The 15110-nt window shown below is 68.5% G+C and carries 11 protein-coding genes and 1 tRNA gene; 3 read left to right on the plus strand and 9 right to left on the minus strand.

What is annotated here, in order from left to right:
* From GGQ83_RS15795 to GGQ83_RS15805, 3 genes are all read right to left on the minus strand, one after another.
* The gene (locus tag GGQ83_RS15795; protein WP_184385742.1) at positions 1-1521 is read right to left on the minus strand and encodes an ABC transporter substrate-binding protein; all 1521 of its coding nucleotides are present in this window, start codon (positions 1519-1521) and stop codon (positions 1-3) included.
* A gap of 77 nt (positions 1522-1598) precedes the next feature.
* A complete protein-coding gene (locus tag GGQ83_RS15800) occupies positions 1599-2636 on the minus strand; it encodes a uroporphyrinogen decarboxylase family protein (RefSeq protein ID WP_184385744.1) in 1038 nt (345 codons plus the stop codon).
* On the minus strand, positions 2636-4024 hold the full coding sequence (locus GGQ83_RS15805; protein ID WP_184385746.1) for a M20/M25/M40 family metallo-hydrolase: 1389 nt from the start codon (positions 4022-4024) through the stop codon (positions 2636-2638). The genes GGQ83_RS15800 and GGQ83_RS15805 overlap by 1 nt, the downstream gene beginning before the upstream one ends.
* A gap of 123 nt (positions 4025-4147) precedes the next feature.
* On the opposite strand from GGQ83_RS15805, the gene GGQ83_RS15810 reads away from it, so the two are divergent.
* Positions 4148-4223 (plus strand) — tRNA-Glu (locus tag GGQ83_RS15810).
* A 299-nt stretch (positions 4224-4522) separates the two neighbouring features.
* Here GGQ83_RS15810 and GGQ83_RS15815 read toward each other — a convergent pair.
* From GGQ83_RS15815 to GGQ83_RS15835, 5 genes are all read right to left on the minus strand, one after another.
* On the minus strand, positions 4523-4723 hold the full coding sequence (locus tag GGQ83_RS15815; protein ID WP_184385747.1) for a type I restriction enzyme endonuclease domain-containing protein: 201 nt from the start codon (positions 4721-4723) through the stop codon (positions 4523-4525).
* Positions 4724-4858: 135 nt separating this feature from the next.
* Positions 4859-5602 carry an ABC transporter ATP-binding protein gene (locus tag GGQ83_RS15820; protein WP_184385749.1) on the minus strand — a complete coding sequence of 248 codons (744 nt, stop codon included), beginning with the start codon at positions 5600-5602 and terminating at the stop codon, positions 4859-4861.
* Positions 5599-7443: a branched-chain amino acid ABC transporter ATP-binding protein/permease gene (locus GGQ83_RS15825; RefSeq protein WP_184385752.1), complete on the minus strand. Its 1845-nt coding sequence runs from the start codon at positions 7441-7443 to the stop codon at positions 5599-5601. Before GGQ83_RS15825 ends, GGQ83_RS15820 begins: the two co-directional genes overlap by 4 nt.
* Positions 7440-8315, minus strand: coding sequence for a branched-chain amino acid ABC transporter permease (locus tag GGQ83_RS15830; protein ID WP_184385754.1), 876 nt, complete (start codon positions 8313-8315; stop codon positions 7440-7442). Before GGQ83_RS15830 ends, GGQ83_RS15825 begins: the two co-directional genes overlap by 4 nt.
* A 69-nt stretch (positions 8316-8384) precedes the next feature.
* Positions 8385-9608, minus strand: coding sequence for an ABC transporter substrate-binding protein (locus GGQ83_RS15835; protein WP_184385756.1), 1224 nt, complete (start codon positions 9606-9608; stop codon positions 8385-8387).
* 286 nt (positions 9609-9894) lie between these two features.
* Between GGQ83_RS15835 and GGQ83_RS15840 the strand changes: the two genes are divergently transcribed.
* Entirely contained in the window at positions 9895-12279 is a 2385-nt protein-coding gene (locus GGQ83_RS15840; protein WP_184385757.1) for a xanthine dehydrogenase family protein molybdopterin-binding subunit, read from the plus strand.
* On the opposite strand, the gene GGQ83_RS15845 is transcribed toward GGQ83_RS15840, so the two are convergent.
* A complete protein-coding gene (locus tag GGQ83_RS15845; RefSeq protein ID WP_184385759.1) occupies positions 12280-12915 on the minus strand; it encodes an isochorismatase family protein in 636 nt (211 codons plus the stop codon). It lies immediately after the preceding gene.
* A 113-nt stretch (positions 12916-13028) separates the two neighbouring features.
* Between GGQ83_RS15845 and GGQ83_RS15850 the strand changes: the two genes are divergently transcribed.
* Positions 13029-15101 (plus strand): hydantoinase/oxoprolinase family protein, encoded by a 2073-nt coding sequence (locus GGQ83_RS15850; RefSeq protein WP_184385761.1) that lies wholly within the window; start codon positions 13029-13031, stop codon positions 15099-15101.
* The last annotated feature ends 9 nt before the right edge of the window (positions 15102-15110 follow it).

A 15110-nucleotide genomic window follows, 5' to 3' on the forward strand; every position in this document is an offset into this window, starting at 1 on the left:
TCAGCGCCGCCAGCGCGCCGAGTAGAAGCGCGGCACCTCATCGGCCGTGGGCGCGAACTCCAGCTGGGAATGGAAGGCGTAGGTCAGCGGGAAGGTCCACAGCGGCGCCCAGTAGGCCTGCTCGGTGATGCGGCGCATGGCCGCCGTATAGGCCTCACGCCGGGCTGCGGGGTCGGTGTTGTTGTCGCCGCGTTCCAGCAACGCCATCACCTCCGGGTCGCGCGTCATGTCGTCGGTGGAGCCGCGGAAGAAGTAGGAGGTGGAGTTGGCCACGTCGAACAGTGAGGTGGAGCCCCAGGACCCATAGGCCAGCCGCACCTGCCCCTCGCGCGTCGCGCGCTGGTAGGCGTCGTATTGCTGCCATTGCAGGTTCGCGGTGATGCCCACGGCGCGCAGGTTGCCGATGATGGCTTCGGCCCAGGGGCGTTCGCGATAGCCCATGATGTTCACGGTAAAGCCGTTGGGGAACCCGGCCTCGGCCAGCAGCGCGCGGGCGCGGGCGGGGTCGTAGTCGTAGCGGGTGATGCCCTCCTGCACGCAGCCGAACTGGTCCGGGTGGCAGGGGGTATTCAGCGGGTCGGAGCCTTCGCCCACCAGGTTGCGCACGATGCCCGCGCGATCAATCGCGTGATTGATGGCCTGGCGCACCCGGATGTCGCGCATCGGGTTGTCCTGCTCGCCGCTGCGGCCGGCCGCGTCCATCTGCAGGTAGTGGAAGCGCACCGTGCCACCGGAGGCCACGGTCACGCCGCGGCGGCGCTGCAGGTTGCGCGCCTGGTCGGGTGTGACGCGCCACACCCAGTCCACGCCGCCGGTCAGCAGTTCGGCCACGCGGGTATTGGCCTCGGGCACGCGGCGGAAGACGAGCCGCTCCACCTCGGGCTGGCCCTTCGCGCCGCCGAAATAGCGGTCGAAGCGCTCGAAGACGATGCGCTGGCCGGCGCTGAGCTCCGTGACGCGATAGGGGCCGGTGCCGATCGGGTTGCGGCCCATGCCCTCGCGCCCGGTGGCGAGCGAGGCGCGCGGGATGATCAGCAGCGTGGTCAGGTATTCCTGCCAGGGCCCGAAGGGCGCGGGGGTGCGCAGGCGGACGGTGTGGTTGTCCACCAGCTCCGCGCCCGCGAGCCAGCGCGCGCGGCCGCCATTGGTCACCTGGTTCGCCGGGTCGAGGGCGAATTCGACGGTGGCCACCACGTCGCGCGCATCCACCGTGTCGCCATTGTGCGCGACGATGCCCTGGCGGATGCGCAGCTCGATCGTGGTGTCGTCCACGATGCGCACGGATTCCGCCAGGTGGTTCTCATACTCGCCGGTGCGGAGGTTGCGGTAGAGCGGCGCGTCCCAGACATGGAAGCCGAAGATCACGCCCTCGCGCGTCGAGTTGAAGTAGGGCGACATGTTCGCGGGCTCGGTGTCGGAGAACCAGCGGATGGTGTTCTGCGCCGGCTGCGCCAGCACGGCGGGTGCGCCGAACGTCACCGCGGCGGCCATGGCCACGGCCCCCAGAAGATACCTTCTCATGCTTGTGCCTCCTTGTTGTTCTTGACGATAAGGGCCTCGCCCGCAGGGTCAACCGCGAAGGCGGGTGCGCGCGGTGTTCAGCCGAGTTCCGCGCGCACGATCGCCGCACCTTCGGACAGCGCGCGGAGTTTGGCGAAGGCCACATCGCGCGGCAAATACTTCATGCCGCAATCGGGCGCGGGGATGAGGCGTTCGGGCGGCAGAACCTCCAGTCCCGCGCGGATGCGCGCGGCCACGGTCTCGGGCGTCTCGACCTCCCGCGTGCCGAGGTCGATCACGCCCAGCATCACCGCCTTGCCCTCGAGCTCGCGCAGGATGCCGAGGTCGAGCCGGGGCTGTGCGGCCTCGATGGAGATCTGCGCCGCCGTGGTGCCCGACAGTTCCGGCAGGAAGGAGTAGCCCGAGGGCTTCTCGCTCACCATCGCCGCATAGCCGAAGCACATGTGCACGACCGTTGTGCCCTCGATCCCTTCCAGCGCGCGGTTGATGACGGGGATGGCGAAGCGGCGCGCGCGCTCGGGGAAGGCCTGCATCCAGGGCTCGTCGAGCTGGATCACGTCCGCGCCGGCGGCCTTCAGCTCGCGGATCTCGGCGTTCAGCGCCACGGCGAAATCCATCGCGAGCTCGGCCTCGTCGGCATAGAACTCGTTCTTCGCCTGCGCCGTCATGGTGAAGGGGCCGGGCAGGGTGATCTTGATGGCGCGGTCGGTGTTGGCGCGGGCGAATTCCACGTCTCGCACCTCGACGGCGCGGGTGCGCGCGATACGCCCCGTCACGCGCGGCACGATGGTGGGCTTGCCGGTGCGGCCGATGACCTCGCCAGGGCTGCCATGGTCAATGCCCTCCAGCGTGGAGGAGAAGTGGTTGCTGTAGCTCTCGCGCCGGATTTCGCCATCGGTGATGATGTCGATGCCCGCGCGCTCCTGGTCACGGATCGCGATCAGGGTGGCGTCGTCCTGGGCCTGCTCCAGATAGGCTTCCTCCACGCGCCACACCTCGGGCGTGCGCACGCGGGGCACCAGGCGCCCGCGCAGCTTCGCATGGTCCACGAGCCAGGCCGGCTGGGGATAGCTGCCCACGACCGTCGTGGGCAGGAGGGGCAGTTTCTGTTGCATCAGCCGCGCTTTCCTTCGCCAATATCCCACCAGATGCCCGCCATCAGCCGCATGCCCTCGCGCAGGAGCGGCGCCAGCGCGTGCTCGTCCGGCCCGTGCTGGTTGCAGCCGGCATAGGAGTTCGGAATCCAGATCACGGGCATGCCGAGTTCCTCGATGAACATGTCCGACGGGTTCGAGCCCGAGGAATTGGGCACGATGTTGGGCGCGCGGCCGGCGGTCAGCGTCATGCTCTCCGCCACCACGCCGACCCAGGGGTTGTAGGGGTCGGTGCGGGCGGCGCCGAAGACGTCGCGTTCCGCCACGGGGATGATCTGCACGCCCTCGAAGCCGCGCGCGTCCAGGTGCGCGCGGAGCGCGGGCAGGAAGTCCTTCGCGGGCACATCGGCAGTGTGGCGGATTTGCAGCCGGGCGCGGGCCTCGCCCTGCACGGCATTGGTGGGCGCGTCAGGGTGGCCCGTGATCTGCGCCAGCACGATGACGCTGGTCCAGCCGAAGATCTTTTCCGCCTTGGTCAGCCCGGGCTCGCCCCATTTGGGGTCCGCTTCCGGCAGGCCCGGGATGTCCTCGAAGACCAGGCCCGCGATGGCCTGGCGCACGCCGGGCGGGACGGATTTCGGCGTCCAGCCCTCCACCAGGATCTTGCCGTCCTGGTCCACGATGCTGGCCAGCGCATGCGCCAGCACGAAGCCCGGGTCGCGCAGCACGCCGCCCCAATGGCCGGAATGGTGCGCCTCGTTGCGCAAATGCACCACCAGGTCGAAGGCGATGCCGCCGCGCGCGCCGAGCTTCAGCTCGGGCATGAAGGTGGTCTGCCGCGGGCCGTCCAGGCCGATGAACACGTCGGCCGCCAGCGCGTCGCGGTGCTGCACGATCATGTCGCGCAGCCCGGGCGAGCCCTGTTCCTCGCCCGTCTCGACCAGTACCTTGGCGTTGAAGCCGAGCCGCCCGCGTTCCGCGATCACCGCGCGCAGCGCCTCGATGGCGATGAGGTGCTGGCCCTTGTTGTCCACCGTGCCGCGGCCATACCACTTGTCACCCTTGACGGTGACGGCGAAGGGGTCGAGCCCGTCCGTCCACTTGCCGGCCAGGCCGCGCACCACGTCGCCATGGCCATAGACCAGGATGGTGGGCAGGGCGGGGTCCTCGATGCGGGTGCCGACATAGACCGGGCCGAAGCCGGGGTTGGGAATGACCCGGCCCTCGAAGCCCATGCCATCCATCAGCGCGGGAATGGTCTCCTCGCAATAGCGGGTCAGGGCGGGCTGGCTGCCGGCCATCTGGCTTTCGGTGGGCACGGCGACCAGCCGCCGCAGCGCCTCCAGATAGGCACCGCTGTCGAAGCATTCCTCCGCGCGCCGCAGCGCGCCGTCCCGGGACGGTTGCATCCTTGCCCAATATCTCCCTGCCTTGGCGGGGCGGATGCTGGCACTGGGCACTGTATTCCACAACCGAGGGCCACCCCGGCTTGACCTGCGGCGGGGGGGCCTCTATGCGACGGCCCAGCGCTAGTCCCGTTCGTCTAGAGGCCTAGGACACCAGCCTTTCACGTTGGCAGCACGGGTTCGAATCCCGTACGGGACGCCACCTCCACCCTCACCCATCTGTCTCCCTGCCTGGCGGCCACGCCGGGAGCGCAGATGTTTCCGCGATTTTTTGCGGACGGCCCGGCTACGGCGCCGGAGGGATGAGCGCCGAATCAGCCTCTCTCCGTGCCCGCATTCTCCAGACCGGTGACTTGGCCGATTATCGGGCCGCACGGAAAGTCCTGAAAAAGCGAATTTTTTTTCGGAAACGGAAGCGTGGCGGCATTTGTGAAGCGGAGGCGGCGGCGAAGGATGCTGGCACCGAATCGTTGATCGGTAGCCACCTCTCCGAGACGAGGATCAGGGCGCCCGTGCCGCCGACAGCGCCTCGGCCTGTTGCAGAACCGTAGGGAAGGCCGCGTCCTGAATGTCCGACGGACAGCCATACTTCCGAAGGATACGCTTCACGAGCATCTGGGCCAGCAGCCGAAAGGCGTCGCCCACCATCATGCCAGCCGCCACCCGCCGCCGGGAATCATCCGCGACGAAGCTGGGCAGCACGTTCTGGTGGCATGGCGCGCAGGCCATGGCAGCCTGGCTGCAGGCCAGCCTGAGTGCAGGCCTGACCAAGGCGCGATGGAGATTGCCGACTCGATGCTGTGACAGGGCGGGCTGCGGCCCCGATCAGCGGCCGCCTCATCCCCGCGCGTGGGACCGGCGGCCGAGATAGGCGTCCAGCACCCGCTCATCATGGGCGAGGTCCGAGGACTTGCCCTCCAGCAGCACCCGCCCGTTCTCCATCACATAGGTCCGGTGCGTGACGGAAAGCGCGTAAGACGCCATTTGCTCCACCAGCAGGATGGACAGGCCCTTGCGGTTCAGGTCGATCAGCACCGGGAAGAGCATGTCCAGGATCTTGGGCGCGAGGCCCAGCGACAACTCATCAATGACCAGCAGGCGCGGGCGCGACAGCAAGCCGCGCGCAATGGCCAGCATCTGCTGCTCCCCGCCCGAGAGCGTGCCGGCGGATTGGTCGATGCGTTCACCCAGGCGGGGGAACATCGCGATGGTCTTCTCGATGTCCTCGTCCACGCCGCGCGGGTCGGTCTTGATGCGGGTGTAGGCGCCGAGCACGAGGTTGTCGCGCACGCTCTGGTCGGAGAAGACCATGCGGCCCTCCGGCACCATCGCCAGGCCGCGTGCCACCATGCGGTGGCTGGGCTGGCCGGTCACGTCGCTGCTGTCGAAGTTCACCGCGCCGGCCGCCGGCTTCACCACGCCTGAGATCGCGCGCAACGTGCTGGTCTTGCCCGCGCCGTTGGAGCCGATGACGCCCACGAACTCGCCGGCGCCCACATGGATGTCCACGCCGCGCACCGCCTCGATCCGCCCGTAGGAAACGCAGAGGCCCGAGACCTCCAGGATGGGGCGTTCGGTCATTTCGCGGCCTCCAGCGAGGGGGTGGCGCCTTGCCCGAAATACGCCTCGATGACCTTGGGGTTCGCCTGCACCTCGGCCACGGTGCCATCGGCGATCACCTCGCCATAATCCAGTACCGTGACGCGGTCGGAGACGGCCATGATCATGTCCACATGGTGCTCGACCAGGATCACCGTCATGCCACGGTCCGCGAGGCCGCGGATGAGGGCGATGAGGTCCTCGATTTCCCCATGGGTCAGGCCGGCCGCGGGTTCATCGAGCAACAGGAGCTTGGGCCGCAGCGCCAGCGCACGGGCAATCTCCAGCCGGCGCTGATGGCCGAAGGGCAGGTTGCCCGCGGCTTCGTCGGCGAATTCGGACATGCCCACGAACTCCAGCAGGCGCAAGGCTTCGGCCCGGGCCGCGCGTTCCTCACGGTGGAAGCGCGGCAGGCGCAGCAGGGTCTCCGCGAAGGTCGCGCGGAAGTGCGGATGGGCGCCGACCAGCACGTTTTCCAGCACCGTCATCTGCGAGAACAGTTCCGTGTTCTGGAAGCTGCGCGCCACACCCAGGCGCGCCAGCGCATAGGGCGGTGCATCGCGCAGGCGCTCGCCGAACAGGGTCACGCGCCCTTCGGTCGCCCTGTAGAACCCGGAGATGACGTTCAGGAGGGAGGACTTCCCCGCGCCATTGGGTCCGATCAGGGCATGGACGGTGCCGGCGCGGACCTCCATGTTCACCGTGTTCACGGCGGTGAGGCCGCCGAAGCGCAGCGTGACGCCCTCCGCGAGAAGCGTCGCCTGGCCCCGCGCGTCAGAGCGCCCGACGACGGCTTCCAGCCCAGTGCCCCAGTTGGGCCAGCCGCCGGTGGCGCGGGGGCTGGGCTTCGTCCAAAGCCACGCCGGCAGCCTGCCAAGGGACCCCACGATGCCCTGAGGCATGGCGAACAGCACGACCGCCAGCAGCAGCCCATAGCCGAAGGTCTGCCACTGGCCGAGGCCCTGCAGGAACTGCGTCGCCGTGAACAGAACGGTGGTCCCGACCAGCGGCCCCGCCATGGTGCCCGACCCGCCCAGGATCACCATCAGCAGCAGTTCGATGCTGGTGGTGAAGGTGAAGGTCTCGTAGTTCACGAACAGCGCCAGGTTGGCGAACAGCCCACCGCCCAGCCCTGCGAACCCGGCCGAGATCGAGAACGCCATGGTGCGAATGGCCACGACGTTGATGCCCAGGGCGCGCGCTGCATTTTCGCTTTGCGCGGCGGCGCGCATGGCCCGGCCGTAGCGGCTGTAGGTGATGGCGTATTGCGCCCAGACCGCCAGCAGCAGGCAGAGCAGGATCAGGTAGTAGTAGTTGAAGTTCGTGCGGCGGACGGCCATCAACGGCTCGCCGAACAGGGTCGGCCGGGGAATGCCGGCGAGGCCCGAGGCACCGCCCGTGAAGCTCACCCATTCCCGCAGGATGTTCACGAAGATCAGCCCGAAGGCGATGGTGATGACGGCGAGGTACACTCCGCGCACCCGCACCGTGGGAAAGGCCAGCACCGCGCCCATCATGGCGGGGATGAGGATGGCAAAGGCCATGCTTTCGGCGAAGGAGAAGCCCGCGCGCAGCGACAGCAGCGCCGCCACATGCGCGCCCAGCCCGTACAGCGCCGCCTGGCCGAGCGAGACCAGGCCAGCCAGCCCGACCAGAAGGTTCAGACCGATGACCACGATGGCGAAGATCATGGCACGCATGACCAGGCGCAATTCGTAGCTGGTGGGGAAGCGTTCGCCCGTCAGGTCCCCATACCAGGGGAAGCCCGCGATGATCGCGGCAAGGAGCAGCAGGGCCAGCCATCCGGCGCGGTGCGCGTTCATACCTTGCGGACCTCCTTGCGGCCGAACAGGCCTTGGGGAAACAGCAGCAGTGCCAGGATCATGATGGTGAAGCCGATGGCGTCACGCGCCGCACTGGAGAGGAAGCCTTCGATGAACCGTTCCAGCACGCCGTAGAGGATGCCCACCACCACCACGCCCTTGGCGTTGGCGATGCCCGCGATGATGGCCACCATGAAGCCCTTCAGCCCCACCACCACGCCCATGGTGGAGGACGCCTGCACCACTGGCGCGATGAGGAAGCCCGCCAGCGCGCCGATGCCGCCGGCGAGGCCGAAGGCGAACAGCGTGATGCGGTCCGCGTCGATGCCGACCAACCCGGCCGCGGTGCGGTTCAGGGCCACTGCACGCAGCGCGCGGCCCAGCACGGTGCGGCGGTAGAAGGCCTCCAATCCGAAGGTCAGCACGATCAACGCCACCGGAATGAGCAATTCCTGCGCGTAGATGCCGGCACCCCCGATGCGCAGCGGCTCCTGCATGAAGGGCGTATCGAGCGGGCGGCCGAGGGGACCATAGGTCGCGGTGGCGAAGCTTTCCATCATGATGCCGACCGCGATGGTGGTCAGCATCCAGCCGATGGCGTTGGCGTCGCGATTGAAGGGACGCACGAAGACACGCTCGATGACCGCCCCCGTCAGCGTCGCGATGGCGATGGCCCCGCCGGCCGCGACCAGCAGCGGCATGCCCAGCTCCACCAGCACCACGGTCAGCACCCCGCCCAGCATGAAGACGTTGCCATAGGTGAAGTTGACGGCCTTGGCGGCGCTCCACATCACGTAGAAGCCCAGCGCCACCATGGCGTAGACGCTGCCCACGGAAATCCCGGTCAGCAGGTATTGCAGGATCGCTTCCAAGCGGGCCTCCGTGCGTGAAAACAGACACGGCGCGGAGCTGGCGCCCCGCGCCGCGAAGAGTGTCTTGCCTCAGTTCGTGCGTGCGCGGCCGTAGGGCGTCTGCGCGATCGGCAGCAGCTGGCCATCATGGAAGGCGAAGAGCTGGTAGGCGCTGGCCTGGATGGCGTCGTGCCGCTCCTGCCGCCGCTCGAACGCGGGCGCGTAGTTGGCGACGATGCCCTGGTAGTTCACGCGGAACAGCGCCTCCCGGAAGGCCTCGCGATCAAGTCGCCCGGCCAGCTTGATGGCTTCGGCGATGATGAACGTGGCGTCGTAGGCGTTGGCCGTGCCTGAGGGCAGCGGGATGTCGGCCGCGGTGCGGATCTGCGGGAAGCGCGCCTGAATGCGCTGCAGCACGCCGGCGGCGCGCGGCGGAAGTTCGCCCATCCAGGTGTAGGTGCCGGCGACGATCACCCCGTTGGCCAGCGGCCCCGCGGTCTGCGCGAACTGGACGCCGACGCCCCAGGCCGAGACGATCTGCGGGCGGTAGCCGAGGCGGTCCATGGAGCGCAGCAGGTTCGTCGCCTCGCGGTCCACGCCATAGAAGATGATGGTGTCCACGCCGGCATCGCGCAGCCGGATGAGCTGGGCGGACATGTCGGTGTCGGCGATGTTGAACGTCTCCTGGCCGGCCAGCGGGATGTTCGCCGCGCGCATGGCCGCCGTCACGTCCGGGATGGCGCCCTGGCCCCAGGCGGTGCCTTCATAGACCAGCGCGATCCTGCCCGAGGCGCTGCGCGCGCGGGCGGCATCCACCAGGAAGGGCGCCACCCAGCGATCCTTCATGGAGACGCGGAACATCCAGCGGTTCGCGTTGTTGGGGTGCTCGATGACGCCCGTGCCGGCCGAGATCACGCCCATCCAGGGCAGGCCCATTTCGTCCAGCGGCTCGCGCAGGGCGATGGCGTTGGGGGTGCGGAAGCCGCCCATCATCACGATGCAGTTGTCGCGCTCGCCGATGCGGCGCGCATTGTCCACGGCGCGGGCCGGTTCGCCCTGGTCATCATAGGCGATGAGCCGCAGCGGCTGGCCGAGCACGCCGCCAGCCGCGTTGATCTCCTCGATCGCGGTCTCGACGGCGATGCGGATGGAAAGGCCCGTGTGCGCCAGGGGGCCCGTCAGCTCCCAGGATGCGCCGATGCAGGGCTGCGCGCGCTGCGCGGCGGCCGGTGCGGCAGCACCAAGTGCCAGGCCAGCCAGCACGCCAAGGCCCAGCAGTGCGCGGCGCGGCGCGAAGGGGGGAATTCGTGACATCTGGATCGTCTCCTTGGTCCCGGGTCCGGCCGTGCCGGAGGGTGGCCTGCCGAGGCAGCCGCCAAACCCTAGGGGCTGCCCGGAGGTGGCCGCAACGCGCCGCGATGGATCAGCTGCGCGGTCTGTCGGCATATGGACGAAGTCGTGCATAGATTTTGTGCCTATTTCCACAAAACTGCCTGCGGCGCGTGCGGAAGCGTTCTTCGTCGGCTGAACGACTTGTTCTTTGCGCGCCATTCCGCCCGTCGCTCGTCAACACTCGGCGTCCCACGGGAGGACATGAGGCATGGCGCAGAGCGGCATCGGGTCATCGGTTCGGCGGAAGGAGGACCACCGCTTCATCACCGGCCGCGGGAACTACGTGGGCGACATGCAGCGACCGGGCATGGCGCATGGGGTGTTCCTGCGCTCACCGCACGCGCATGCCGTGTTGAACGGGCTGGATGTGTCGGCGGCGCTGGCCGCACCCGGCGTGCTGGGCGTGATCACGGGGGTGGATTTGGCCGCCGCCGGCGTGGGCGGCTTGCCCTGCGGCTGGGGCATTACCGGCAGCGATGGCCTGCCCATGAAGGAGCCGCCGCACCCCGCACTCGCCATCGGCAAGGTGCGCTACGTGGGCGACGCGGTGGCCTTCGTCGTGGCCGAGACGGCGCACCAGGCGCGCGACGCCGCGGAACTCATCACCGTGGACTACTCACCCCTGCCCGCGGCGGTGGACCTGGAAAGCAGCGTCGCCCCCGGCGCGCCGCAGATTTTCGACGATGTCCCGGGCAATTTGTGCTGCGACTGGTCCATCGGCGACGCGGCGGCCACCGATGCCGCCTTCGCCCGCGCCGCCCATGTCACGCGCCTCAAGCTGGTGAACAACCGCCTGGTGGGAAACCCGATGGAGCCGCGCGCCGCCATTGCGGAATATGAACCCACCACGGGACAATATACGCTGTGGACCACCAGCCAGTTCCCGCATGTGGTGCGGCTGCTGATGGGCAATTTCGTGCTCAACATCCCGCAGCACAAGCTGCGCGTGGTGGCCCCCGATGTGGGCGGCGGCTTCGGCGTGAAGCAGTTCCACTATGCGGAGGAGGCCGTGATCACCTTCGCGGCCAAGCGCCTTGGCCGTGCGCTGAAATGGGTTTGCGAGCGCAGCGAGGGGTTCATCAGCGACGCCCATGGCCGCGACCATGTGACCGAGGCCGCGCTGGCGCTCGACGCCGAGGGGAAGTTCCTCGGCATGAAGGTGCTGACCATAGGCAATATCGGTGGCTACATCTCGACCTTCGGGCCGAATATCCCCACCAACCTCTACGCGCCGCTGTTGGCCGGCGTGTACACGACGCCAGCCATCCATTGCCAGGTGAAGGTGGCCTTCACCAACACGGTGCCGGTGGATGCCTATCGCGGCGCGGGCCGCCCCGAGGCTACCTTCGTGGTGGAGCGCCTGGTGGACATGGCGGCCATCGAGATGGGCATCGACAAGGCCGAGATCCGCCGCCGCAACATGATCGCCCGCAGCGCCTTCCCCTACCAGACGCCGGTGATGATGAAGTACGACAGCGGCGACCCCTTGGGCTGCCTCGACCGTGCGTTGGCGCTGGCAAACTGGGAAGGTTTTCCACAACGCCGGGCTATCGCGAAGCAGCGCGGCAAGCTCCTGGGCGTGGGGCTGTCCACCTATATCGAGGCGTGCGGCCTCGCACCCTCGCGCATCGCCGGGCAGTTGGGCGCGCGGGGCGGGCTGTATGAGAGTGCCACCGTGCGCGTGCATCCCACTGGCCATGTCACGGTGCTGATCGGCACCCACAGCCATGGCCAGGGGCACGAGACCACCTTCGCGCAGATCGTGGCGGAAAAGCTGGGCGTGAAGTTCGAGGACATCGACATCGTGTTTGGCGACACCGACCGCGTGCAGTTCGGCATGGGCACCTACGGCTCGCGCTCTCTGGTGGTGGGGGGTGCCGCGCTGGCAAAGGCGTCGGACCGCGTCATCACCAAGGGCCGCAAGATCGCTGCCCACCTGCTGGAGGCGAGCGAGGTGGACATCGAGTTCTCCGAAGGCCGCTTCACCGTCGCCGGCACCGACCGCGGGAAGTCCTTCCAGGAGGTGGCGCTGGCCGCCTATGTCCCGCACGACTATCCGCTGGAGACGCTGGATCCCGGGTTGGAGGAACAGGCGTTCCACGACCCGGTGAACTTCTCCTTCCCTGGCGGCGCGCACGTGGCCGAGGTGGAGATCGACCCTGACACCGGACATATCACGCTGGTGAACTATGTCGGCGTGGATGATGTGGGGACCGTCATCAACCCGATGATCGTCGAGGGGCAGTTGCATGGCGGCGTGACCCAGGGCATCGGCCAGGCGTTGCTGGAACACTGCGTCTATGACCCGGCGACGGGGCAGATGCTCAGCGGTTCCTTCCAGGACTACTGCATGCCGCGCGCCGATGACGTGCCGAGCTATGCCATGAAGAACCATCCCGTCCCCTCCACCGACACGCCCATGGGCGTGAAGGGGTGCGGCGAGGTGGGCTCCATCGGCGCCCCGGCGGCCGTGATCAACGCGGTGGTGGATGCGCTGTCGGACTATGGCATCACGCACATCGACATGCCCGCCACGCCCGCGCGCATCTGGCGCGCGATCAAGGCCGCGGAGATGCCGATGGCGGCGGAATGATCAGCGACTGTTGCTGGTGCGCCATTCCTCCAGCTTCGCGATCATCGCATCGGCGGTGGTGATGTCGGCATAGCGGCGGCCGACATCCTTGATGTTCTGGTCATGGGCGGCCTGGTCCTGGTCGCCCACGCAATCCTCTGGCACCTGCACGCGGAAGCCCAGCGAGAAGGCATCGATGATGCTGGCACGCACGCAGCCGGACGTTATGCAGCCGGTGACGATGACCGTATCCACCCGCTCCCGCGTCAGGATGGCGCCGGCGGCCGTGCCGAAGAAGATCGATGGCGCCGTCTTGGTCAGCACCACGTCCGGCCCCTCGGCGGCGATGCGCGGGTCGAGCGCGGTGCCCGCGGTGCCGGCCAGCAGGTCCAGCACGGGCGGCACCTTCCAGTGCGGCGCTCCCTTGGGTCCATCGAAGGCGATGACACAGGCGATGATGGGCGCGCCCGCCGCCTTGGCCGCGCGCATTAGGCGCACGGTGTTGTCCAGCGCGCGGTCCACCAGCGGCGCGCCGCCCATGGGGAAGGCCGGATCGGTGAAGCCCGTCTGGAAATCCACGACCACCAGGCCGGGCTTCTCACCGAAGCCCACCCCCTTCGCGCCATAGCCGCGCGCCGCATAGACGTCTTCGCTCATCCCGTTTTCACCCAATGTCTGAGAGCGTGTGATTCCCACAGGGGACCAGCTTGCCAGCCCCAAGGCCCGATGCACCATCGCGAAAGACAGGCATTGGTCCAAAGGAAAGCGGCATGGCGTATCGGATTTCCGTGGATACCGGGGGGACTTTCACCGACATCGTCGTGCTTGATGATGCCGGGACGCTGCATATCGGCAAATCCCTCACCACGCCCGACCGGATCTTCGAAGGAATGAAGGGTGCGCTTTCGGTGGTTGCCGGTGATCTGGGCATCAGCCTGGGCACGCTGCTCGCGGAGGCGGCAATCCTGATCTACGGCACCACGCGCGCCACCAATGCCGTGGTGACGAAGCGCACGGCGCGTACGGCCTTCCTGACGACGCGCGGCTTCCGCGACACGCTGACCCTCAAGGAAGGCGGCAAGCACGGCCCGCACGACTACAGCTACGACTACCCCGATCCCTACATCCCGCGCCGCCTCTCCTTCGAGATCACGGAGCGCATCAGCGCCGAGGGCGAGGTCGTGATACCCTTCGACGAGGCCCAGGCGCGCCAGGTGATCGAGACGCTGAAGGCGCGGCGCGTGGAGGCCGTCGCCGTCTCGCTGCTGTGGTCCATCGCCGAGCCCGCGCATGAGCTGCGGCTGGGCGCGCTGCTGGACGAGATGATGCCGGGCGTGCCCTACACGCTGTCGCACCAGCTGGTGCCGATCCTGCGCGAATACCGGCGCGCTTCCGCCACCGCCATCGATGCCTCGCTGAAGCCGCTGATGCAGAAGCACCTGGGCGAGATGGCCTCCGACCTGCGCGGGGCGGGCTTCACCGGCGACCTGCTGGTCAGCACCTCCGTGGGCGGTTGCCAAGCCGTGGAGGAACTGATCGCGCGGCCCATCCACACGCTGAAATCGGGCCCGGCCATGGCGCCCGTGGCGGGACGCGCCGCCTGCGCGGTGGAGCGTCTGGGCGGCAACGCCATCGTCTGCGACACCGGCGGAACCACCTTCGACGTAGGCCTGGTGCGCGATGGCGGGCTTGTCTACACGCGCGACGCTTGGCTCGGGCAGCGCTGGCTGGGCGACATCATCGGCACCTCCACAGTGGATGTGCGGTCCATCGGCGCGGGCGGTGGTTCCATCGCCTGGCTTGATGCGGGCGGGTTGCTGCGGGTGGGGCCGCAATCAGCCGGCTCCACGCCCGGGCCGGCCTGCTATGGGCGCGGCGGCGACCAGCCCACCGTGTCCGATGCGGCGCTTTTCCTGGGCTACATCGACCCTGCCTACTTCAACGGCGGACGGCTGACGCTGGACGCGGACGCGGCGGCCCGCGTCATCACGCGGCTCGCGGGCGAAATCGGCCGCACACCGGACCAGACGGCGGCCGCCATCATGACCATCGCGAACGAGCTGATGATCAAGGCCATCGGCGAAATCACGGTGAACGAAGGCCTGAACCCGCGCGAGAGTGTGGTCGTGGCGGGCGGCGGCGCCGCGGGCTTCAACATCATGCCCATCGCGCAGGAACTGGGTTGTGCGACGGTGGTGCTGCCGCGCCTGGCCTCGGCGCTGTCGGCCTGCGGCATGCAGTACAGTGCCATCGTCTTCGAGGCGACGCGCAGCCGCTTGACCGACAGCACGGGCTTCGACATTGCCGGCGTGAACCGCGCGCTGGAGGAGATCGAGGCGGAACTCGCCGCCTTCCGCCGCGGCCTGCAGGGCGCGGATGGCGCGGAAGCCAGCGTCGAGCTCGTGGTCGAGGCCCGCTACCGCGCGCAGGTCTGGGAACTGGACACGCGCCTGCCCGTCACCCGCATCGCCGAGGCCGATGTCGCCGGCCTCGCCGAGGCCTTCCACCAGGCGCATGAGCGCGTCTACGCCGTGCGCGACGAAGGCAGCCCGGTGGAATTCGTGAACTGGAAGGGGCGCATTTCCATCAGCCTCTTTGCGCCGCCACCGCCGCCCGACGTCGTGGCGACGCCGCACAGGCCCGAACCCGCCACCCAGCGCCCCTGCTACTTCACCGAGACGGGGCGCGCCCCCACGCCCATCTTCCGGGGTGCCACGCTGCAACCTGGCGCGCAGATCGCGGGGCCGGCCATCATCGAGGAACCGACCACCACCATCGTGGTCTATCCCGGCCTGTCGGCGGAGCTTTCCGCCGCCGGCAACTACATCCTGCATTGCGCGTGAGGAGGAACC

The organism is Roseococcus suduntuyensis (assembly GCF_014196305.1).
GTDB classification, from domain to species: domain Bacteria; phylum Pseudomonadota; class Alphaproteobacteria; order Acetobacterales; family Acetobacteraceae; genus Roseococcus; species Roseococcus suduntuyensis.

What these genes read in the sequence shown, in the direction of transcription:
- GGQ83_RS15795 (WP_184385742.1), bottom strand. Translation starts at nt 1,521, where the DNA reads ATGAGAAGGTATCTTCTGGGGGCCGTGGCCATGGCCGCCGCGGTGACG.
- GGQ83_RS15800 (WP_184385744.1), bottom strand. Translation starts at nt 2,636, where the DNA reads ATGCAACAGAAACTGCCCCTCCTGCCCACGACGGTCGTGGGCAGCTAT.
- GGQ83_RS15805 (WP_184385746.1), bottom strand. Translation starts at nt 4,024, where the DNA reads ATGCAACCGTCCCGGGACGGCGCGCTGCGGCGCGCGGAGGAATGCTTC.
- GGQ83_RS15820 (WP_184385749.1), bottom strand. Translation starts at nt 5,602, where the DNA reads ATGACCGAACGCCCCATCCTGGAGGTCTCGGGCCTCTGCGTTTCCTAC.
- GGQ83_RS15825 (WP_184385752.1), bottom strand. Translation starts at nt 7,443, where the DNA reads ATGAACGCGCACCGCGCCGGATGGCTGGCCCTGCTGCTCCTTGCCGCG.
- GGQ83_RS15835 (WP_184385756.1), bottom strand. Translation starts at nt 9,608, where the DNA reads ATGTCACGAATTCCCCCCTTCGCGCCGCGCCGCGCACTGCTGGGCCTT.
- GGQ83_RS15840 (WP_184385757.1), top strand. Translation starts at nt 9,895, where the DNA reads ATGGCGCAGAGCGGCATCGGGTCATCGGTTCGGCGGAAGGAGGACCAC.
- GGQ83_RS15845 (WP_184385759.1), bottom strand. Translation starts at nt 12,915, where the DNA reads ATGAGCGAAGACGTCTATGCGGCGCGCGGCTATGGCGCGAAGGGGGTG.
- GGQ83_RS15850 (WP_184385761.1), top strand. Translation starts at nt 13,029, where the DNA reads ATGGCGTATCGGATTTCCGTGGATACCGGGGGGACTTTCACCGACATC.